We start from the raw sequence: 21,791 nt of genomic DNA, 5'->3' as shown, positions 1-21,791 counted from the left end.
CAACCAATGTGAATGTATCCTACAGTAACAAGACTTCGAAAAGAGCCTCTCTGTTCAGAGTTCAGACTGTCTCTGGATAGAAAACATATGTTTCTGGCGGGCTTTCCAATCTGGCATATTTTCAGAAAGAAAAGCATGGAATTTTTTTCCGTGGTCAAAATGAACCAGATGCGCCATCTCATGGAGCACGAGGTAGGACAAGTCGCCTTCATCCAGTGCAGCGGCTCGAAGGGAAAAGCTCAAAGTCCCTTTGGCTGAGCAACTACCCCATCGCTTCCTGCTGTCCCGCACCTTGAAAGGGGGGAGCGGGAGGGAGAGGATTTCCGACCAGCGAAAAACATGCACCCCTATTCTGGCCTGTGCATAGGACCTGTACATTTCCTTGATAATTTTTCGGATTTCTTCTTTCTCTGGCTTATCACCGATGAATCGTATCTTGAAGGTATCGTTTTCATAATCAGCAGAATCTTCAATAGAAGGTATCAGGGAGAGAGGACATAGTTTCCCCCAAAAAAGGAATTGATCCCCATTCTCCCAGGTTTGGGCATACAGCCGACCCAGTTCCTGCTGCTTTGCAACGGTTGCCACCAGTTTTCCATAGTTTTTCTCAATAACCCGTTCAACCGACCTAATAGAGACACTCAAGGGAGCAGAGACCCTAACCGAACCATCGGATAGTACCCGTATGGTGACATTCTTGCAGTTACGCTGTCGAAAGAGCGTGTAAGTAACCGCTTGTACTTTACCTATGCTTTTCATTTTGCTACAGTTACTCCCATGGAAAACAATACACCAATGATACTCCATTTATTCCAGGAGATGCCATATATTCTCGATTCGGAGAATGCAAAGACTCTTTTCCAGGCATATGGAACCATGCTTGAGAGAATCGACAGATCAGCAATTGGTTCAGAAGCCTGCATTGCCCTGTCATCGGTATTGACTGTCCTTTTCTCAGGACATCAGGATCCCCCTGACGAAGTAACCAAACTAGCTATAGAACAGGGTAAGACCATTCCCGAAAGAAAAAAGGATTGGGCTATTGAGCCCGGTGACTATAATTTCGTACAGCTTCCCTTTACCCCGACAGCTGAACAGATTGAAGAGGAACTGCAGCCTCTATTAGAGAGACAGGCTTGCGACGGCTGTTCCACGATCTATATCAGGATGATCAAGGAAAACCTTTTGGAGGTTATCGTACAGGTGATTTGGGCCGTCTAGAAGAACAACGGGATCAATAACGGGGAGACAAGGCTCATGACCACCCCATGGTAGATACTACCCACAACCGTAACAGAACCAAAGCGGGAAGAAAGAAGGGGAAGGGTAACATCCATGCTTGTAGCCCCTGCGGTACATACTGCCGGATAGTAATATTGTTTGCCAAGTCTCCCGAAGAATGGAATGAGAAAGAAGGCAAAGCTTTCCCTCAGCAAATTGCTCACAAAGGAAACGGAACCTAATACAGGATACCCCAAATCCGTGATCATTATCCCGGAAAGGGAGTACCATCCGAAGCCACTAACAATCCCCATAGATTCTTTTATGGTAAACGTTGTCACCAAGGGAACCAGCAAAGAGCCAAGGTAAGAGCCTGCTATGGTAAACAAAGGCAAAAGCAACAGCTTTTTATCCGATACCATCCCTTTGAGACTGATGTTCTGATAAACCAGCCCCATCCCGACACAGGCGAGCATTGCATATAACAGGTAGGAGACAAAAGAAGATTCAAACCAGGAAAACAGAGGTGTCGTGAGACGCAACACCATTCCTGAGAGTACGATACCAACAAGAAAAAGTGGTTCCTTGAAGATGTCCCAAAACTTTCGCAAGAGGCTTCCCTCTTTCCGGGGGGCTATGGCGATTGTTAGTTTCTGACTCCCTCTGTTGAAAAGCCGGGAGGCTCCCAACGAAAGGATAACGGTCCCAAGGATGCCAAAAACCGTACAGGCCAAGGCAGAGAAACCGATTGAACCCAACTTTGAAAGAATCCCCTCAATGCTTCCGGTGTTAACACCCATAAAGAAAAGCAAGGTCCAGACAAAAAAAGACTGGGCTATTGAAGCCTGGCGGGAAAATTTCCGACTTACAACATGACGGGCTAGCAACATACCCCCAACAAGGGCAGCTGCAAGTTTTCCCAGATATATAAGAGTGTCCATAAGATGAAAATGTACAGGAATACTTGCAACGTGTCAAATTCACTTGTTTCAACCCGAATCCTTGGGTATAGTTTACAACATGACAAATGAAAAACTGAGTGATACTATCCACCGTCTGAATTTCAAAGACGGGCGGCAGATACTTCTGGTTGGCACCGCGCACGTTTCCAAAGAAAGTGTAAACGAGGTTGCCTCTTATATAGACAGCGAAAAGCCCGATCATATTTGTCTCGAGCTAGACGATGGTCGTTTCAAAAATAAGGAAGATGAGGGCTCTTGGTCCAACATGGACATCAAAAAAGTCCTTAAGGAAAAAAAGGGGTTTCTCCTTATCACAAATATGGCCCTCGCCTCTTTCCAAAAAAGAATGGGAAACCAATCGGGAAGCGCCCCGGGCGAAGAGATTCTCGGTGCAGCCCGGATTGCAAAAGAGAAGGAAATCCCCTATAGCCTCTGTGACAGGGAAATCCAAATTACCTTTAAGCGCGCCTGGAGAAAATCGAACCTCTGGAACAAGGCCAAATTGATAGCTACCATCATCTCTGCTGTTTTCAGCAAGGAAGAAATCTCTGAAGCTGAGCTTGAAGAACTGAAAAAATCAGATGTTATGCAAGGGATGCTCGACGAAATGGCCAAGGAGCTACCTGCTGTCAAGACAGTCTTGATCGACGAACGGGACAGGTACCTTGCCACAAGCATCTATCAGGCACCGGGAACAAAGATCCTTGCAGTAATCGGGGCTGGACACCAGAACGGAATAATATCCTGCATGCAGAAGCTTGAGGACAAACAACTCTCTGCCGACCTTTCGGAGATTACCGAGATTCCTCCTGCAGGTAAGGCAGGAAAAATTCTTTCCTGGGCTTTTCCCGCCTTTATCGTGGGCATTCTTCTGTATGGTTTTTTCCAGTTTGGGCAGGACCAGGGGATAAAGATGTTTGGCTACTGGCTTGCAACAAACATGTCGTTTACTGCTTTGGGGGCTATCCTCTCGCTCGCCCATCCCTTGAACATATTGGTAAGTATCGTAACCGCACCCTTGGCAAGTTTGCATCCGGCAATCGGGATCGGTATGGTAAGCGGACTCATGGAAGCCACTCTGAGAAAACCAAAGGTAAAGGATTTCGAGACACTTTCCGACGATGCCTTGAAGCTCAAGGGCTGGTACAAGAACAGGGTTCTCCATATCTTACTGGTATTCCTTCTGACAAGTATCTTCGCAACAGTGGGTAATGTCGTGGTCTTCCCAATCCTTTTAAGTATGCTCGGATAATGATTCAGGGTTCCAATTAGCTTACAGTCAGATACTGCCAGAAGTCAAAACCTTCTGGCAGTATCTGTTTATGGATTTGGCAAATTTGTTACAAATCCTCTTGTTCCTGTTTATGTTTCTTTTTCATGGAGTACATCATTTCATCTGCTTTTTTCGAGAGACTGGCAAGAGACTTTGCATCCTTTGGAAAAACCGCCCAACCAATACTCAACGAGGCACGGATGACCATACCATCCACTATATAAGATTGCCTGGCCTCATCCAGAATTTTATCAAGCGTACCCTGGAACGTATCCATATGTTCCAGTAGGACCACAAACTCATCGCCCCCCGACCCTTGCCAGAAAATCTCCGGAGTCGAGTTTTGAAAGTATTCGTTTAGTGGTTTGTTGTAAGATTTCATCTCCGCTCAGATGACCATAGCTATCATTTATTTCCTTGAAGTTATCCATGTCGACAAAGCAATAAATGAAAGCGTTATCTTTTCTCTTCATCCTTTTTGCCAACTCTTCTTCCAAAATCCTCCTGTTCTCGATTCCCGTAAGATAATCAGTCCTTGAAACAGAACGAAGAGTTTCCCTTTGAGATTTCCAATGTATCGAAGAGGTGATTGCAAAAGAAGACAGGATACTGAGCAGAAACGAAACCAAGGACTGAAGAAACAGGTTCTGTTTTACAACCCAGCCCATGACTGGCCTGATTTCAAGGTTCCAATGATTAAGACAACAAGTCAAATCCTATTTCAAGGGCATTTTTCAAAGCCCTGTCTGTTGATTGCGAAACCAAAGAAACCCCATTGATCTCACCCAATTCTACACTCAGTCGGTAATCGAAACCCCGTTCAGTATATAGTTGCAAATCAGAGTCTAGCAGTACTGCTGAAAGTTTCAAGACGATGCATGCATTGCCCCAGAATTCAGAATCACCGATTACAATTGGTTGTTTTCCTACAATTACGATCTCCCCCCCTTCAAGGGATAAGACAGAAGAAGTCCCCTGCATGGTTTTGATATGGCTCTCCAATTCTGTATCAGAACCTGACAAATCGTTATCGCCGACTTCTCCCGTAGGGGAAGCATAGGAAATCATCGTGCCCTCTTTATCCACCAACACAAGGGAGATTATCGAATCGTAGTTGAGAAGTCTTTCACTGATTTTTTCCAGAGATGGGAAATCCCCCCGTATTCTTCAACGAGAAGGGCAAGGGTGGCTTCGTTCTGTAAATCTATTTTTCGTTCCCTGCTCACAAAGACAATTGCCATTGAAAAACATAGCGAAAAAATCAAGAGATTGAAAAAAAAGATGTTCCATTCCCTCTTTGAATAGTTCACACCATTTTCCCACAAACAAAAAGTGCTTCTTTTACACTCTCACACCGGCAGATAGCTAGAGTTCCGTTCAATTTTGTTGTTTTCGGAACCAAGACCTTGGAAAACCCAAGCTCTGCTGCAGCTTTCTCCCTTTTTTCGGAAAAACCTACATTCCGCACTTCGCCTGATAGACTTAGTTCACCGAAGGAAATGAGTTTGGAAGGGAGACTAACACCCATCAAGGCAGACCAGAGGGCGAGAGCAAGGGGTAGTTCAATGGAAACTTCATTGAGTTTCATCCCTCCTGCTACATTCACATATATATCTTGGTCATTGAGACGGATACCTGCATGTCTTTCAAGCACTGCAGCGATTCTGGTTACCCTGGCGTTATCTATCCTGTCTGAGTAGACCCGGGAAAAACCACTCTTGGCAGGAACCGTCAATGCCTGGATTTCTACAAGGAAGGTACGGGTACCCTCTATTACCGCGGTATAGACGATTCCGGGGGGGGTGCTCTGACCTTCCCTGTCTGTTATGAAAAAGGAAGTCGGGTTGGTTACCGCTAGCAGGCCTTTTTCAGACATATGGAAAATTCCGATTTCATCGATTGACCCAAAGCGGTTCTTTGCCGCCCTGATCAACCTGACCCCACTCCCTGCCTGATCAAAGTACAGCACGGTATCGACCAAATGCTCAATAACCTTTGGTCCAGCAAGAAGGCCTTCCTTGGTAACATGGCCGATGAGAAAAAGGGAAATTCCTAATCGCTTTGAAAGTCCTACGAGTTCCGTGGAGCAGCATCTGATCTGGTTCACAGATCCGGCTGGGGACGAGACTTCGTTGCTACTAAGAGTCTGGAGGGAATCGACGACAACGACATCTGGCTTTGTTTTTTCAAGGATTGTGGCAAGGATTTCTATCCGGGTATCACAAAAGATTGCTATGTTGGAAAGGGAGAGCCCCAATCTTTCAGCCCTTAGCTTAACCTGGGAAGGTGATTCCTCCCCGGAGACGTACAATACGGTACGACCAAACGAACACTTCTCAATCATCTGAAGCATCAATGTTGATTTGCCGATTCCCGGTTCTCCCCCCAGCAGGATAGAGGAGCCACGCATGACTCCTCCTCCCAGGACACGATCTAGCTCGGAGATACCGGTTTCAAATCGAAAACCAGGGTCTATAGCAATATCCTTGAGAAAGACAGGGCTTTCATTGGTGTTGATAACCACTGACTTCCCCGCCTTCGGCAGGGGAGGGGCGGCAATCTCTTCTTCAAAAGAATTCCAGCTTCCGCAGTCGGGACAACGTCCAAGCCACTTCGTCTCAATTCTACCACACTCTGTACATACAAACTGCACGGCCCTGTCTTTCACAGATATATCCTTTTAATAAAAGATTTTAGAACTTTATCAACTCAACATCAAATACAAGATAGGAATTGGGGGGAATTACACCAGGATACCCCATGGTCCCATATCCAAGCTGAGGAGGGATAATCAATGTTCTCTTTTCTCCAGCAGTCATGGTAACCAATGCCTCATTCCATCCTTCGATTACCTCTCCGATGGAGAATTGGGCCGGGGTACCCCTACGGACAGAACTATCGAAAACCCTTCCATCGAGCAAGGTTCCTGTGTAGTGAACGGTAACGGTCTGCCCTCTCTTTGGGTTTTTCGTTCCGGTACCTTTGCAGGTAACCACATACCGAAGACCACTTTCGGTTACGATTGCATCAGGCCAACGGTTCTTAAGTTCATTCTCGATTTTGGAGGATTCTTTCTTTTCCCGTTCCTTTGCCTTTTCCTCTGCAGCAGCAACGTGCTTGGAGAATGTTTCACGTGAAACTTCGAAGGCTTCAGCCTCGCTTCCGACTTTGAGAATCTCTACGGAAGTGAGCTTGTCGCCCTGTGCAATTGCATTGACAATATCCTGACCTTCCAAGACATGCCCGAAGATTGTGTGTTTTCCATCAAGCCAAGGGGTAGCGACATGCGTGATGAAAAATTGACTCCCGTTGGTTCCAGGCCCTGCATTGGCCATGGACAAACAACCAGGGGCAACATGTTTCAAGGAATCGTCAAATTCATCTGGGAACGTATATCCCGGACCACCGGTCCCGTTACCTTTTGGACAACCACCCTGGATCATGAAGTTTTCGATCACCCGGTGGAAGGTAAGTCCGTTATAGAAGGGCTTCCCTTCATTGTTGATATTCAGCGTCCCTTCGGTAAGCCCGATGAAATTTGCTACGGTCATCGGGGTTTTCTTATACTCGAGTGAAAGGAGGATATCTCCCTTAGCAGTATGCATAACGGCATAGAGCCCGTCTGCGAGTTCTTTCTTTTCCATGAATTTCTCCTAATAATTATACTTCAAATAAGTCCTGACCAGGTGCCAGCAACTGATAAAGCCTTTCCAATTCTTCGCTGCTTGTGTAGGGTATTTCAATCTTGCCCTTTTCCAGCGAACCTTTTACTTCTACTTGAGATCCGAAGGCATGCAAAAACTTGTCTTCGACAGTAACAATTTCCCTTGATTTTTCCAAGGATTTTTTTAATCGTTTTTTCTTATTCTGGAAAGCTACACGCTTTCCTTTGTTAAACTGCGTAGCCAGTTGTTCAGTGGCCCGTACGGAAAGATCCTTCTCAAGGACAGTCCTGTACAGGATTTCCCGGTCTGCTGGATTCACCACAGAGAGCAGTGCCCTAGCCTGCCCGGCAGAGAATTTTCCAGTAAGCAAATCATTCTGCATAGGGGAGGAGAGCTGTAGGAGCCGTATGCTATTGCTGATCGTAGAACGATTCTTTCCCAGTCTCTTTGCCAGTTCATCTTGGGTTATCCCAGCTTCCTGGATGAGATAGGCATAGGCCTTCGCTTCTTCTACTGGATTGAGGTTTTCCCTCTGGATATTCTCGATAAGCGAGACTTCAAGTCTCTGCATGTCAGAAAAGGTCTTCACCAGGACAGGGACTTTTTCAAGACCTGCCAGCTTTGAGGCACGGTACCTTCTCTCACCTGCCACGATACTGTATTCGCCTGGGGAAATCTCCTCCACGAGAATCGGCTGGAGAACCCCCTGACTCTTTATCGACTCCGACAATTCCTTGAGACTGGAATCATTGAAATCCTTTCTGGGTTGACGGGGGTTTGGCCGTATCTGCGCCAAGGGAATCTCCTGGAAGATCTTATCCTTTGGGTCGGAGGTTTCATTACTTTTTTCCGGAAAGACCCCCAAGGCATTCTCCAGGACAGAATCAAAGGTGTAATCTGTCATAAGAGATCCGATGCCTTTTCCAAGCCCATGTTTTTTATTCAAATTTTGCGACACGTTTTACAACCTCCTGGGCCAGTTTCTGGTATGCCTTTGCCCCGCTGCATTGCATATCGTATACGTTTATCGGAAGACCATGGGAAGGGGCTTCGGCAATCCTTACATTACGGGGGATCAGGGTAGAAAATACCAGTGAGCTGAAATATGAGGATATATCCTCGACTACATCATTTGCAAGCTTTGTACGTTTGACATACATGGTAAAGAGTATTCCAAGAACCTGGAGTGAAGGATTGAGAGACTTTTTGATATTCGAAATTGTCCTCATCAAGAGGTTCAGGCCTTCCATGGCAAAATATTCACACTGCATGGGGATTATCACATATTGGGCCCAACACATTGCATTCATGGTCACCAGTCCGAGGGAAGGGGGGCAATCCGCAAGGATATAGTCCCATTGATCCTCAAGGGGGGCTAAAGCCTTCTTAAGAAAAGACTCCCTCATTTCCTGGTCAACCAGTTCGATATTCAAGCCTGCCATATTGATATTTGCACCCATGACATACAAATTCTGTATTGAGGTCTTCTGGCAAGCCTCCGTAGCAGGACATTGTCCCACGATTACCTCATAGGTTCCGTTTATCCTATTGTCTCCCGAGACTGCGCTAGTGAGATTTCCTTGCGCGTCCAGGTCAACCAAAAGGACTTTGTTTCCCATTTGAGCCAATGATGAGCCAAGGTTTACTGCTGTTGTGGTTTTCCCCACACCGCCTTTCTGATTAAGGAATATGATCTTCTTCACACTCATATATCTACTATACGGAAAACAAAAGCAATTGTCACCTAAAAAGGTTTACTCCTTGACCCTTAAGTCTCTCTATTGTATCTTCAAATTACCCTATGGAGGAAAGTTATGGAAGAAAAAGTCAAAAAGGCAATAGAGGATATCAGACCCTCTTTGCAGAATGACGGAGGCGATATTGAATTCATCAGCTTGGTCGGCAATGACGTTACGGTCCGTCTGAAAGGCGCATGCGCAGGCTGCCCGATGTCCCAGATGACCTTGAAAAACGGTGTTGAACGATATCTCAGAAACTTCGTCGACCCCAAACTTACGGTTGTCAACAATACTGATCTTTAGATCTATCTGTTGTTTTATCTTTACGTTTCACGGAGAGTACTGTTTCACGTGAAACGTATTTTTTTTGTCCTTGCAGACTCATGGAAACACTTCTCAAAAGGTTCTGAAAAAGCTCCCCTATCTCATTCTGGTTGGTTTTTCGCCAAACATTTCAAAGATTTCCTTTATCCCTGAAAAACCTCATTTGAAAGCTCCAGATGCATGTTTTTAACTGGTGTTTCTATACATCAATACAGATTAATGTGAGATTTTCTTACTTGAAAATCGTATAAAAAACCATCCGGAATAATCCCGGATGGCCATTACTTGTCTTGAAAAACCTTTTATTCGGTTTCTGGAGTGGAATCAATTTCCTCTACAACACCTGGAATGGAATCAGTCTCGAAGGCCTTTTCTACATCCTCAGGGTTATCATCATCTTCCCCGGAAGTCGATGCAATTGCGACGATACAATCCTTTGCAGATTTCATCGTTACGACTTTCACGCCGCTGGCATTCCTTCCCTGGATGGAAATGTGGTTGACATGAATCCTCAGTGTCTGTCCCATCAGAGTCACACATACTACATCGTTTTCATCATTGACTGCCAAAGCTCCGACGATACAGGATGCTTTTCCACCGATGCGATAGATTTTCTGACCCTGTGTCCCACGCCCATGTACAGAGAAACTGTCAAAGGTGACTTGCTTTCCCTGGCCATTTTCGGTAACCATCAGAATCCGCTTGTTAAAATCGACTTTCAAAAGCCCAGCAACCTCATCCTTGCCCAGCAGCCTTATGCCTCTGACTCCGTGAGATGCGCGCCCCATGGCCCTTACATCACTCTGGGAGAACCGAAGCCCCTGGCCATTCTTGGTGATCAGCATAACCTCATCGCCTTCCTGGACAAACTCACACTGCAAGAGCTCATCACCCTCATCAAGATTCAGGGCAATGATTCCCCTTGTCTTTGCATTGCGGAAATTATTCAAAGATACTTTCTTGATAACCCCATGGCGGGTAGCCATCATAAGATAGGTGTCTTCGCTGAATTCCTTGAAACTGATAATCGAAGTGATTTTCTCAGTGGTATCCACCTGGAGAATATTTTTGATACTGGTTCCCTTGGCTGTCTTCGAAGCCTCAGGAATCTCGAACACCTTGGTATAGTAAGCCTTGCCCGCATTAGTGACGAACATGACATACTCATGGGTCGAGGCAACAAACATATGGTCTACAAAATCTCCATCCTGAAGCTTTGTAGTCCTCGTCCCCTTGCCGGCACGCCCATGGGCTTCATATTCCTCAGAAGGGATTCTCTTGGCAAAACCTTTGTTGCTTATCAAGACAACAACTTCCTCGTCCTTGATGAAATCCTCAAGGGTGCTCTGTCCGATTTCCTCCCGCAGGATTTTCGTAAGCCTGTGGTCTTTCGGTGCAAGGCTGCCGGGCATTGCCCTGGTCTCTGATTCCACAACCTTGAGAATTTTTTTCTCATCGGAAAGCAAATCCTGGTAATAGGCAATCTTCTGTTCGAGATCTCCCAACTCCTCAAGGATTTTTGATGTCTCAAGATGGGAAAGCCTTCCCAGTTTCATATCGATTATCGCCTGCGCCTGCAACAAATCGAGGCCAAAGCGACCCATTAAATGTTCAGCGGCAACAGTATTGTCATTGGATTCTTTGATAATCCTGATTACTTCATCGATATTATCCAGGCCGATCTTCAACCCTCTGAGAATATGGGCCCGTTCCTGGGCTTTTCTCAGATCATATCTGGCACGCCTGGTGACAACCTCTTCCCTATGGCGAATATAGTAAACAAGCATTTCCTTGAGTGTGAGCAACCGGGGTCTCCCATCTACCAAGGCAAGGCTGTTTACGTTGAAATTGGTCTGCAAGGCCGTTCTGGCGAAAAGCTGGTTGAGCGTGACCATAGGTTCGGACCCCATCTTCAACTCAATGACAATGCGGATACCCTTGCGGTCAGATTCGTCGCGGACCGTCGAAATGGAGGGGATTGCCCCATCTTTTCGCAAGTCGTCGATTTTCTTGACAAGGTCGGCCTTGTTTACCTGATACGGAATCTCGGTAAACACCAGCTGGTCATGTCCCCTGTCGTGGGTTTCGATCTCATAACAGGAACGCATGACAATCTTACCTCTACCGGTGGTGAAGGCATCCTTGATCCCTTTCATGCCACAGATAATTGCCCCCGAAGGGAAGTCAGGGCCTTTAATATATTCCATCAATTCATCAATGGTGATATCCGGATTCTCAATGACTGCACAGATTGCGTCACAGATCTCCTGCAGATTGTGGGGAGCCATATTGGTGGCCATGCCGACTGCAATACCACTGCTTCCGTTTGCCAGCAGGAAAGGAAAGGATGCAGGCAACACTGTGGGCTCTTGGAGGGAGTCATCATAGTTGGGCCCAAAATCGACAGTTTCTTTCTGTATGTCGAACATCATCTCCTCGCCAATCCTACTCATCTTGGCTTCGGTATATCGCATTGCTGCTGCAGGGTCGCCGTCGATGGAACCGAAGTTCCCCTGGGGGTTTACCACTGGGTACCTGAGGGAAAAATCCTGGGCAAGGCGCACAAGGGCGTCATAGACCGAAGCATCACCATGCGGGTGATACTTACCTAAAACGTCACCTACGATACGGGCACACTTCTTGTAACTGGTGTTCGCCCTGAGGCCCATTTCATACATATCAAAGAGAATTCTTCTGTGAACAGGCTTCAAGCCGTCACGAACATCAGGCAAAGCACGGCTCACTATTACGGACATAGCATAGTTTAGATACGAAGTACGCATCTCGTTCGATACGTCTACCGTAATTATTCTGCTTTCGTTTGGTTCTTCCACGGTACTATCCTTTCCTATACATCCAGATTCGACACATAAACGGCATTAGCGTCAATGAAAGCCCTACGGGGCTCAACTTCTTCACCCATCAGCATGGAGAAAACCCTGTCTGCCTCCTCGGCATCCTCAAGGTGAATCTTGCTGATCCTGCGAGTATCGGGGTTCATGGTTGTCTCCCATAACTGTTCAGGGTTCATTTCACCGAGACCTTTGTAACGCTGGATGGGAACCTTAGAAGAATCGGTAACGTTGTTTTCTGCCAAAATCCTGACCCGGGCTTCTTCGTCATAGGCATATTCTACACGCTTCCCAAAGGTTATCTTATAGAGCGGCGGCATTGCAAAGTAGACATACCCAGCCTCAATAAGCGGCCGCATATACCTGAAAAAGAAGGTCAGAAGCAAGGTCCTGATATGGGAACCGTCAACATCAGCATCAGCCATGATAATTACTTTATGGTACCTGACTTTCGTAATGTCAAACGTAATGGAATTTTCACCATCACCTGCCATATTGTTATATCTGGTCAACCCGGCTCCGATAGTGGCGATAACCGGTTGGAGCTTATCATTTCCGAGGACCTTATATTCCTGGGCTTTTTCGACATTGAGCATTTTTCCCCAAAGGGCGAGGATAGCCTGGAACTTACGGTCACGACCTTGTTTTGCAGAACCGCCTGCTGAGTCACCTTCCACGATGAAGACCTCACACTTGGCAGGGTCTTTCTCCGAGCAGTCAGCAAGCTTTCCGGGAAGCCCGCCACCTTCGTTCTTTTTCCTGATCTGTTCCCTGGCCTTACGGGCAGCAACGCGCCCGAGGGCAGCCCCGATTATCTTTTCAAGGATAACCTCTGCAGAAGAAGGAAACTCATCAAAGTAATTGCCGAGCTTCTCATAGACCAAAGATTGGACAAGTCCGGCAACCGAGGAATTTCCGAGCTTCATCTTGGTCTGGCCTTCAAATTGTGGTTCAGGGATCTTTACCGAGACAACTGCGGTCAGTCCCTCGGAAATATCACTCTGTTCAAGTTTCTCCCCGTATTTCTTTAGCAATTTGACATTTTTCTGCAACTGGGTATTGATAACCCTGGCAAGACCACTTCTGAATCCGGAAAGGTGGGTACCACCTTCACGGGTATTGATGTTGTTTACATACGAAAGTACTTTTTCATCATATTTGTCGTTGTATTGCAAGGCAATCTCAACCCTGATGTTTTCTTTCTCCCCCTCGATAGAAATCGGAGGGTCGACCAAGACTTTCTTGAATTCGTTCAGATAACTGACAAAATGACTTATTCCACCTTCGGAATGGAAACTCTGGACTTTAAGCGAGGGCCCCCTGCGGTCTGTGATGGCAATGGTAATGCCCTTATTCAGGAAAGAAAGCTCCCTGAAGCGATTTACCAGCACTTCATAGCTGAAGGAATTCGGTTCCATGATTGTGTAATCAGGGGAAAACCTCACGACGGTACCGGTTCGGTCGGAATCGCCAATTTTTTTCACTTCGTGCTGGGGAATCCCCTTGCTATACACCTGGCTGAAAACTGCATCATTACGGTAAACGAGGACTTCCATCCAATCGGACAAGGCGTTGACACAGGAAACACCGACACCATGGAGACCACCCGAAACCTTGTAGGAATTCTTATCGAATTTGCCTCCCGCATGCAGTTGGGTCAATGCAATTTCCAAAGAACTTTTATTTTCCGTCGGGTGCATTTCTACGGGAATTCCACGACCGTTATCTTCAACAGTGCAAACTTCCTTGCCCTGTTCGTTCAAATCGAGAAAAACCTGGATATCCGTACAATAACCGGCCATAGCTTCATCGATACTGTTATCTACCACTTCATAAACAAGGTGGTGCAGCCCATCGATGCCAGTCGACCCAATATACATTCCGGGTCTCTTTCGAACAGCTTCAAGCCCCTTGAGGACTTGAATGCTCCCGGCTGAATAGGTATTTGGAGAACCATCCGCGCTCACAGCACTGTGGTGCAGAGGCGGCTGGAAAGATTCGTTGGCAAAGCTCCCTTCACTCATTCGTTATATCCTTATGCAATAATAAAAAAAGGCTTACGCCGATTCTTATCAATCATACCAGAAAAAGGAGGGTTTTGCAATAGGACCATAAAATAAACATCCATTTTTAATTAGTTATAATATATATATTTAATAATCGTTTTCACAAGGTAGCCAATCTAGTATTGCAAGGTGTTGACCTTGAGAGTAAAATGGTCCCATGACTGATTCAAAAAGCAACTATTTTGAATTCTGGCAAGAGACAGCCTCACGTATAAAAGAGACTCTTCCGGAACAGGAATATACGACCTGGTTTAATCGTATCGTCTACATCGGGTCAGATGACAGGAAGGTCATTTTAGCCGGTGCAAGCCAATTTATTCTCGATACGGTAATCTCACGGTACAGGGATCTGATCGTCAATACGCTCAGCGAATTGACCGGTGAGGAAGTCAGTGTCGATTTCATCGTAAAGTCCCGGGTGGAAATTGAAGAAAGGAAAAAGCAAGACCCCGGAGAAAAAGCACCAAGACAGGAAGCCCCTGTAATACAGATTCCGAAACAAAAAATCTCGGTTGAAAAAAATTTGAAAATGAAAACCGATTGCAACCTCAACCCTTCCTATGAGTTTTCAAATTTCGTAATCGGTGACAACAGTACGTTTGCCTACAATGCCAGCCTGGCAATTGCAAAAAACCCTGGGGTCAGCTACAACCCTTGTCTCATCTACGGGGGGGTAGGCATGGGAAAAACCCACCTACTCAATTCAATTGGGAATTATATCATCGATAATACCCCGGAATTGAAAGTCATGTATGTCACCGCCGAAATGTTTACTAATGAATTCATTGAATCCATTGGGGCCCAGAGGACCCAGGGATTCAAAAACAAATTCAGAAAAGTCGACGTTTTGCTCATAGACGACATACATTTTCTCCAGGGAAAAGACAGCACCCAGGAGGAACTTTTCCATACGTTCAACAATCTCTACGAGTCGAAAAAGCAAATGGTTTTCACGTGTGATAGACCTATCAGCGAATTGAAAAACATTACAGACCGACTCAGCTCAAGGTTCGAAAGAGGTCTCAATGTAGACTTGCAGCCACCGAATTATGAGACAAGAATGGCTATTTTGAAAAGCAAGACAAAAAAGAGAGCCAGTGCGATGAGTGAGGATATTCTCAATTACATTGCCGTGAACGTATGTACAAATGTAAGGGATCTCGAGTCCTCGCTTACGAAGCTCATTGCCTACAGCGAACTACTCGACCAGGATCTTTCCTTGGAAAAAGCCAAAGAATTACTGGGCACCCTTCCTTCCATTGCAGCGAACGGGAACCAAGCGCTCTCGATAGACACCATAATCAAAGTGGTCGGAGAATACTTCAATGTCAGCTCTTTCGAGATCAAGGGAAAGAAGAAAAACAAGTCCCTTATACAGCCGAGACAGATTGCAATGTATCTCTCCAGGGACATTACTGAATTCTCTACAACCGAGATAGGAACCGAGTTCGGGGGACGGGATCACACCACAGTCATGCATGCTTTTGCTCGTATCGTATCATTGATGAAAGGTGATGAAGCCTTCAGCAATACCATCCAGAAATTAAAGAGGGACTTAACAAATAGTAAGAAGTAATTTCCTGTGGATAACCTATGGATAGCCTGTGGATAAGTACTTCTGCCTGTGGATAGCCAAATTTGCCTGTGCATCAATTGTGGATAACTCAGGAAGTTGTCCACAAGATAGCAAAATTTAAGCGATTATTGTATAATGAATTATCGAGTTATCCACAGAAATCGTGCTATTATTACTATTATTACTAATTTTTATAATAAACTAGGAGTAGTCTATGAAATTCGCCTGTAACAAAGAAACGATCCTAAACGAGATAATATATTCAATGGATTTTACCAGTCAGAGAAACTCACTTTCCATTACCTCGAATGTCTATCTGGAGACCTTTGACGACAAACTCATTATCAGGGCCACTGACCAGAAAATCGGCTTCAGTACAGAGATTGCCGTACAGACAATCGAGAATGGTTCCATCACCGTTTACTGTGACAGGTTTCTCAATATTCTCCGCTCTCTGCCAAATTCAGAAATTCAATTTTCAACCAAGGACGGAATGCTTGCCATAAAGCCTACCAACCAGACCATTGATTTTAAATTGAGAACCATCAGCGGAGACGAGTTTCCCCAAATGGAGACAATCGGCGAAACTCCATTTTTCTCTGTTTCCCAAAGGGATTTCAATGAGATGGCGACCCAGACAATTTTTTCTATAAGCGAAGATGAAACCAGATTTTTTCTTTGCGGGCTGTATCTCGAAAGAAGTTCTACAGGCATGAACATGGTTGCAACAGATGGAAGAAGACTATCCATCGTAGAAAGAAAATTCTCAGAGGAAATCCCTTCCTTTCCCCCGGTAATCATCCCTTCGAAATTTTTCATTGAATTGAAAAAACTTTCGTCCGATGAAGGACTCCTTGACCTGTGTATCACCGAAAACCTGATCTATGCAAAAATTGGAAACAGGTTTTTCTATTCCAACCTGATAAAGGGTCAGTATCCGAACTACAGAAGGGTAATCCCTGAGACCCAGAAATATGCTGCAACTATGCGCATACAGGATATGCTGGACGCTCTCAAAAGAGTTTCACTGCTTATCGAAAACAAGGCAAAGAGAATTTTCCTTGATATCAGCGAGGCAGGGGTGCTGGTAACCAGCGACGAAAGTGAGCTTGGCGAGGCAAAGGAAATTATCCCCTGCAAATATGAGGGTCCCGAAAGCAAGGTCTCTTTGAATTTTGTCTACCTGCTCAATCCTTTGAAAGTCATGGAGGGTGAATATTTCTCCATCAATTTTACAGAACCAACCAGGGCAATGACTGTCAAACCAGAAGCAGAGCGTGATTATTTCCATATCATCATGCCCATGCAGCCTAATGCCTGATGCGGTTCACTTCTCTCAAAACGATCCAATTCAGAAATCTTGCACCACAAGAAATACCTGTTGACCGCAAACAGGTATTTCTTGTAGGTCCAAACGGACAGGGAAAAACAAATCTTCTTGAAGCTATTTACACGCTCTGCTATGGATCTTCCTTCAGGACTGTGTACATGCGAGAACTCGCAACACATGGTCAAAAGAATTTCAAACTGGAAGGTACGTATCGCGATGATGCTTCTTTGGAACATCGTCTGGAACTTGAATACAAAGATTCCAAACGTTCTGTATTTCTTGATGGAAGAGAAATCAAAGACAGGAAGGAACTGATATATAATATTCCCTGTATTGTTTTTTCCCATGATGACATTTCCTTTGTCCGGGGAGAACCTGAAGAAAGGCGACGCTTTTTTGACCAGACTATGAGTATGTACAACCCCCTGTTTTTCGATGACATGAGACGGTATCGTTCGATTCTCAAACAAAGGAACCAGGCCATCAAGGAAGAACGGTATTCCTTGTTGGATGTATATGACATACAGCTTGCAACCTATGGTCTCTCCATCCAGCAGGAGAGGACCCGGGCCGTCTATGAGTTTGACCAGATATTCCCGGGTATGTATTGCCAGGTTTCCCAGACTGACAAAGAAATTCATATCCAGTACAATCCCTCTTGGTCGAAATGTGCAAGCAAAGACGAAATTATCAGTCATCTTGCCCAGACCAGGCAAAGGGACTTGAAGTTGGGGACTACTACAAGCGGTGTACACCGCGACCGTTTCAATGTGGTGGATAACAACGGCTTATTTTCGCAGACCGGATCAACAGGACAGTTGCGTTTGGCTTCTTTGATTTTCAGGACAGCACAAATGGCTTTTTACCAGAAGAAAACAGGCAGGCAACCCTTGTTGCTTGTTGATGACGTACTTCTGGAACTGGATTTTAAAAAAAGGGAAATGTTTTTGCACCTCATGGAGAATTACTGTCAGGCATTTTTTACCTTTCTTCCCGAAGAACATTACTTTCCCTCTCTAGCAGGGGAAGAGGCATTGGTGTATGATGTTGAAAACGGGAGGTTTTCAGACCATGAAGGATAAAACCCCAAGGGTTTGCAAAACGAATGACCCCATCGATTCCAAGCAGGTTTTGAATTTAGTACTGAGGAAACTGAATATCAGTCTGGATAACCCAAAGGCTGCTATCGGGATGAAATGGCAGGAAATCATAGGTCCTAGGTTGTTCCCTCACGTAAAGATTGTTGATATAAAGGGAAAAACACTTGTTTTAAGGGCAGACCATCCTTCCTGGGCGCAGATAGCGATGATGCAACAAAAGAAGATTCTTTTAACTGTAAATAGAAAATATCCTTCCCTTGCAGTCAAGGAGCTTCAGATTCTCAGCACATAGTTACTTGACGTAAGGGAACTTGCTCTATATACTGCACCACTCGGGGGAGTATCCTCCGAATAGAATAGAAAATATCCGCGTAAAGCGATGAAAAATTGGAGATTATCTCATGAGTTACAAAGGAAAAAGGACCTATCAGCCCAGTAAAGTTAAGAGAAATAGAAAGTTCGGATTCCGCGCCAGAATGGCAACGGTCGGTGGCCGTCTCATATTGGCAAGAAGAAGAGCCAAGGGAAGGCACAAGCTTAGTGTCTGTGATGAGAAGAAACCTTACTAAAAACGAAATTGTAAAACGACAACCGGAGATTGACAGAATTTTCAAAACAGGTAAGACACAGTCTTGCCGTGGCTTGAAATTGGTTGTATCGAAGAATGATCTTGGTTTGGATCGAATTGTTGTTATTCCTGTTCGCCACTTCGGTAATTCCGTACAGAGGAACAGGATTCGGCGACAAATCAAGGAAATTTGGAGAAAAGAAAAACCACGTATGATCCCCGGTTACGATTTCGCATTTGTAGTATATCCAGGAAAGGTTCTTGAAAATGAAATCCAAACGAAGCAACTCATATCTCTTTGTGAAAAAGCGGGGGTCTTTCTTCAGCTGGAAGATATTCCTATAGTCTAATTCCCATTCTTTTTTGTGTAGAAACCTTCGAAAAATGTATCTTTCCTGTGATAATTGTCTCATGAAAAATAAAACTCAGGAGTAGATATGGACAAAAACACCATACTTGCCATTGTTCTTTCCGTAGTTGTCATAACAGTTGGTATGACAATTCAGACATCCTTTTTTACCCCTGCCCCAACGGCTGATTATCAAGAAACTGTCGAAACTATAACTCCCTCGACAGCAGGAACTGCAAATCTTGCTCCGGCTGAAAATGCACTCATATCTTCAAATCTTGCGTGGAATACTAAACTCCCTGGTTCTTTGGTAGCTGTCGGCGATCAAGGCTCTACAGGGAAATTTGTTTTTAAGACAGATGTGTTTACCATTGAATTCAATCCGGTCGGTGCCTCTGTCTCCTCGTTTAAATTAAACAAGCACCTTGACAACGGCGAACCCGTCGAACTGTTATTCAAAGGCCCACAGGAAAACGATGCATTTCTCCTCTATGCCGGCAATGACAAGACCAATCCCATCGATGCTACCTTCCGCTATAAGGTAATCGGAAAAAAAGTGGTCTTCAGTCAGGATTTCGAGATTCTCGATTCTGAGGGAAATGTAAGCGGTAAACCTTTTACCCTATCTAAGACATTTACCTTTGGAGACGCTGACTATCTTTTCCAGCTTGATATCGCCTTGGTAAACAGCGAAAACAAATCAATTCCTTTGTCCTATGAGAATTTTGCCTATACCCTTGGGTTTGAACCCCAGATAGGCCCCTCCTTCAGCAGTCTCCCCAATAACAATTACAATTATCGGAGATTCTATATCAAGGAAGACGGTTCTGCGAAAAAGAAACAAATCAAACTCAGCAATGGAAACTATACTACTTCAAAACCCCTTTCCTGGGTTGCCCTGGCAGGTAAGTATTTCTCCATGATTGCAATTCCTGATGCAGCTTCTTACCAGTTGAGTCTCAACGAGGACTCGACAGGTTCCATAGCTATGCAATCAAATATGTATTTCTCCAGACCGGCAATCAAGAGTTCTTCTCAGAACGATACCTTCAGGTTCTATGCAGGGCCCCAGCTCAAGGCAGATATGGTTATCTACAATGATGCTGATTCAAACAGCTTCAAGGTTGCAAACCTAGACCTTGAGCAGGCACTCGATAGCAGCTCCTGGCTTGGATGGCTGGAGAATTTTTTGAAGATCCTCCTCAACTGGTTCTACAAGATAATTCCCAACTATGGTGTCGGTATCATTATCTTGACTTTCCTTTTGAAGCTGGTACTGTACCCGATTTCAAAAAAAGGTATGGACTCTACTGCAAAGATGTCCGCCCTCGGTCCGAAAATGGAAGAAATCAAGGCAAAGTACCCGGATAATCCTGCTAAGCAGAATGAAGAGACTGCAGCCCTTTACAAGAAGGAAAAAATCAACCCAATGGGCGGTTGTCTTCCCATGTTGGTCCAGTTCCCTATCCTGATTGCTTTCTATGGGTTGCTCAACAAACACTTTGAGTTGCGCGGTGCCATGTTTATCCCCGGTTGGATTCCAGATTTGTCCATGCCTGATACGGTATTCATGTTCCCCTTTACCATTCCTTTCATTGGAAACGAATTGCACCTTCTTCCGATAATCTACACGGTCAGTATGATTTACTCCATGAAGATTACCCAGAATGCAAGTACGGCAGGATCCCAGCAGGGTATGATGAAATTCATGACCTATGGTATGCCTCTCATGTTCTTCTTTGTCCTTTATAGTGCACCTTCTGGGTTGATCCTGTATTGGTCGGTAATGAACGCCCTTTCCATTTTTCAACAGATGTATACCAACCATAAACGGAAGAATGAAATCGAAAAGGCACCAGAGCCAAGCAAAGTAAAACAATTTCCCACGAACAAAGGTTCCAAGGGAAAACGGAGGTAGCCCCGTTCCAAAAGAAATTTTTAACACTGGGAGGGGTTGTCCCTCCCAATACGGAGATAATATATGATGAAAGAATTCGAAGGACGTACCGAGCAGGACGCAATTGCGAAAGCAATTGAAGAATTGCATATCGAACGTGAAGATTTCGATGTAGAAATCGTCGAGCCCGTCAGAAAGGGACTTTTCAAAAAAAGCAATGTAAAGATCAGGATTCACTTTGATGAAGGCAATGGCCTTGAAAACCAGATGTACAACCGTCCGGTTGCAGATATCGCCCAAGGGGATGCCCCAATCAATAGTGAACTGGAACAGAAGGTTATCGATTTTGTTTCTACCATGATCCAGAAGATGGGCTATGAAGCGTCGGTTACGGTTGGTTTCCGCAAAGAACGAAAGCTTGGACTGAATATCGATAGTGAGAATTCCAGTATCATTATCGGACGCAAGGGAAAGAACCTTGATGCAATCCAGTTACTGGCAAATGTATTTGCAGGGCAGATCGATCCAGACCAGAAGATTGTTGTCGATAGTGAAAACTATAGGATGAGACATGAGGAACAGTTGATCAGAATGGCCTTTAAAACGGCTGAACAGGTCAAAAAAAGCGGAAGAAGTCGTTTGCTTGAACCCATGAACCCGTATGAAAGGAGACTTGTACATACAGCTCTCAATGATTTCGGCGGAGTGGATACAAAGAGCGAAGGCGATGGCCTTTACAAACAGATTCGTATTTCCAGTAAAAGGGATAACGGAATTCCCATGATGCAATAAGCTTCAAAATCTTCCGAACGATACAGGCAAGCGATGCGAGAGCATCGCTTGTTTTGCGATTAAGCGCTGTCCTTAAA

Annotated in this window: 23 protein-coding genes; 11 read left to right on the top strand and 12 right to left on the bottom strand. The window is 45.0% G+C overall.

From position 1 onward, the window contains the following. Positions 1–54: 54 nt before the first annotated feature. On the bottom strand, positions 55–759 hold the full coding sequence (locus tag SPIGRAPES_RS09620; protein WP_014270569.1) for a M48 family metallopeptidase: 705 nt from the start codon (positions 757–759) through the stop codon (positions 55–57). Between the two features lie 18 nt (positions 760–777). Between SPIGRAPES_RS09620 and SPIGRAPES_RS09615 the strand changes: the two genes are divergently transcribed. Continuing rightward, complete coding sequence (locus SPIGRAPES_RS09615) at positions 778–1,221, top strand: hypothetical protein (protein ID WP_014270568.1); 444 nt, start codon at positions 778–780, stop codon at positions 1,219–1,221. Here SPIGRAPES_RS09615 and SPIGRAPES_RS09610 read toward each other — a convergent pair. Next, entirely contained in the window at positions 1,218–2,162 is a 945-nt protein-coding gene (locus SPIGRAPES_RS09610) for a LysO family transporter (RefSeq protein WP_014270567.1), read from the bottom strand. The genes SPIGRAPES_RS09615 and SPIGRAPES_RS09610 overlap by 4 nt on opposite strands. Positions 2,163–2,241: 79 nt before the next feature. Between SPIGRAPES_RS09610 and SPIGRAPES_RS09605 the strand changes: the two genes are divergently transcribed. Continuing rightward, a complete protein-coding gene (locus SPIGRAPES_RS09605) occupies positions 2,242–3,435 on the top strand; it encodes a TraB/GumN family protein (RefSeq protein ID WP_014270566.1) in 1,194 nt (397 codons plus the stop codon). Positions 3,436–3,523: 88 nt separating this feature from the next. On the opposite strand, the gene SPIGRAPES_RS17455 is transcribed toward SPIGRAPES_RS09605, so the two are convergent. Genes SPIGRAPES_RS17455 through SPIGRAPES_RS09565 form a run of 8 tightly spaced genes read right to left on the bottom strand, consistent with a single transcriptional unit; the run spans position 3,524 to position 8,830 of the window. Further along, a complete protein-coding gene (locus SPIGRAPES_RS17455) occupies positions 3,524–3,733 on the bottom strand; it encodes a diguanylate cyclase domain-containing protein (RefSeq protein WP_041384586.1) in 210 nt (69 codons plus the stop codon). A gap of 22 nt (positions 3,734–3,755) precedes the next feature. Beyond that, positions 3,756–4,124, bottom strand: coding sequence for a GGDEF domain-containing protein (locus tag SPIGRAPES_RS17450; protein WP_041384584.1), 369 nt, complete (start codon positions 4,122–4,124; stop codon positions 3,756–3,758). Between the two features lie 28 nt (positions 4,125–4,152). Continuing rightward, positions 4,153–4,542 carry a hypothetical protein gene (locus tag SPIGRAPES_RS09590; protein WP_155816701.1) on the bottom strand — a complete coding sequence of 130 codons (390 nt, stop codon included), beginning with the start codon at positions 4,540–4,542 and terminating at the stop codon, positions 4,153–4,155. 14 nt (positions 4,543–4,556) lie between these two features. After that, entirely contained in the window at positions 4,557–4,766 is a 210-nt protein-coding gene (locus SPIGRAPES_RS09585; RefSeq protein ID WP_041384582.1) for a hypothetical protein, read from the bottom strand. After that, a complete protein-coding gene (radA, locus tag SPIGRAPES_RS09580; protein WP_014270565.1) occupies positions 4,763–6,124 on the bottom strand; it encodes a DNA repair protein RadA in 1,362 nt (453 codons plus the stop codon). Before radA ends, SPIGRAPES_RS09585 begins: the two co-directional genes overlap by 4 nt. A gap of 25 nt (positions 6,125–6,149) precedes the next feature. Next, positions 6,150–7,100, bottom strand: coding sequence for a BamJ family beta-barrel-assembly machinery protein (bamJ, locus tag SPIGRAPES_RS09575; RefSeq protein WP_014270564.1), 951 nt, complete (start codon positions 7,098–7,100; stop codon positions 6,150–6,152). 16 nt (positions 7,101–7,116) lie between these two features. Further along, complete coding sequence (locus tag SPIGRAPES_RS09570) at positions 7,117–8,079, bottom strand: ParB/RepB/Spo0J family partition protein (RefSeq protein ID WP_014270563.1); 963 nt, start codon at positions 8,077–8,079, stop codon at positions 7,117–7,119. Next, positions 8,060–8,830, bottom strand: a complete 771-nt coding sequence (locus SPIGRAPES_RS09565) for a ParA family protein (RefSeq protein ID WP_014270562.1) — start codon at positions 8,828–8,830, stop codon at positions 8,060–8,062. The genes SPIGRAPES_RS09570 and SPIGRAPES_RS09565 overlap by 20 nt, the downstream gene beginning before the upstream one ends. Positions 8,831–8,935: 105 nt before the next feature. On the opposite strand from SPIGRAPES_RS09565, the gene SPIGRAPES_RS09560 reads away from it, so the two are divergent. Then, on the top strand, positions 8,936–9,163 hold the full coding sequence (locus tag SPIGRAPES_RS09560; protein ID WP_014270561.1) for a NifU family protein: 228 nt from the start codon (positions 8,936–8,938) through the stop codon (positions 9,161–9,163). 323 nt (positions 9,164–9,486) lie between these two features. Here SPIGRAPES_RS09560 and gyrA read toward each other — a convergent pair whose 3' ends face one another. After that, entirely contained in the window at positions 9,487–11,967 is a 2,481-nt protein-coding gene (gene gyrA / locus SPIGRAPES_RS09555) for a DNA topoisomerase (ATP-hydrolyzing) subunit A (RefSeq protein WP_050805810.1), read from the bottom strand. Between the two features lie 65 nt (positions 11,968–12,032). Beyond that, positions 12,033–14,060 carry a DNA topoisomerase (ATP-hydrolyzing) subunit B gene (gene gyrB / locus SPIGRAPES_RS09550; RefSeq protein WP_014270559.1) on the bottom strand — a complete coding sequence of 676 codons (2,028 nt, stop codon included), beginning with the start codon at positions 14,058–14,060 and terminating at the stop codon, positions 12,033–12,035. Between the two features lie 199 nt (positions 14,061–14,259). On the opposite strand from gyrB, the gene dnaA reads away from it, so the two are divergent. The 8 genes from dnaA (at position 14,260) to jag (ending at position 21,714) form a co-directional block, all read left to right on the top strand. Beyond that, a complete protein-coding gene (dnaA, locus tag SPIGRAPES_RS09545; RefSeq protein ID WP_014270558.1) occupies positions 14,260–15,678 on the top strand; it encodes a chromosomal replication initiator protein DnaA in 1,419 nt (472 codons plus the stop codon). Positions 15,679–15,892: 214 nt separating this feature from the next. Continuing rightward, positions 15,893–16,999: a DNA polymerase III subunit beta gene (dnaN, locus tag SPIGRAPES_RS09540; protein ID WP_014270557.1), complete on the top strand. Its 1,107-nt coding sequence runs from the start codon at positions 15,893–15,895 to the stop codon at positions 16,997–16,999. After that, positions 16,999–18,090: a DNA replication/repair protein RecF gene (gene recF, locus SPIGRAPES_RS09535; RefSeq protein ID WP_014270556.1), complete on the top strand. Its 1,092-nt coding sequence runs from the start codon at positions 16,999–17,001 to the stop codon at positions 18,088–18,090. The genes dnaN and recF overlap by 1 nt, the downstream gene beginning before the upstream one ends. Beyond that, positions 18,080–18,400: a DciA family protein gene (locus tag SPIGRAPES_RS09530; protein ID WP_014270555.1), complete on the top strand. Its 321-nt coding sequence runs from the start codon at positions 18,080–18,082 to the stop codon at positions 18,398–18,400. Before recF ends, SPIGRAPES_RS09530 begins: the two co-directional genes overlap by 11 nt. Positions 18,401–18,509: 109 nt before the next feature. Continuing rightward, positions 18,510–18,677, top strand: coding sequence for a 50S ribosomal protein L34 (gene rpmH / locus SPIGRAPES_RS09525; protein ID WP_014270554.1), 168 nt, complete (start codon positions 18,510–18,512; stop codon positions 18,675–18,677). After that, positions 18,658–19,026, top strand: coding sequence for a ribonuclease P protein component (gene rnpA, locus SPIGRAPES_RS09520; protein ID WP_014270553.1), 369 nt, complete (start codon positions 18,658–18,660; stop codon positions 19,024–19,026). The genes rpmH and rnpA overlap by 20 nt, the downstream gene beginning before the upstream one ends. Before the next feature lie 87 nt (positions 19,027–19,113). Then, the gene (gene yidC / locus SPIGRAPES_RS09515) at positions 19,114–20,943 is read left to right on the top strand and encodes a membrane protein insertase YidC (RefSeq protein WP_014270552.1); all 1,830 of its coding nucleotides are present in this window, start codon (positions 19,114–19,116) and stop codon (positions 20,941–20,943) included. A gap of 63 nt (positions 20,944–21,006) precedes the next feature. Continuing rightward, positions 21,007–21,714: an RNA-binding cell elongation regulator Jag/EloR gene (gene jag / locus SPIGRAPES_RS09510; protein ID WP_014270551.1), complete on the top strand. Its 708-nt coding sequence runs from the start codon at positions 21,007–21,009 to the stop codon at positions 21,712–21,714. Positions 21,715–21,791 lie beyond the last annotated feature (77 nt).

The organism is Sphaerochaeta pleomorpha str. Grapes (assembly GCF_000236685.1).
Taxonomy (GTDB): Bacteria; Spirochaetota; Spirochaetia; order Sphaerochaetales; family Sphaerochaetaceae; genus Sphaerochaeta; species Sphaerochaeta pleomorpha.
This window is presented reverse-complemented; position numbering and strand designations above follow the sequence as displayed.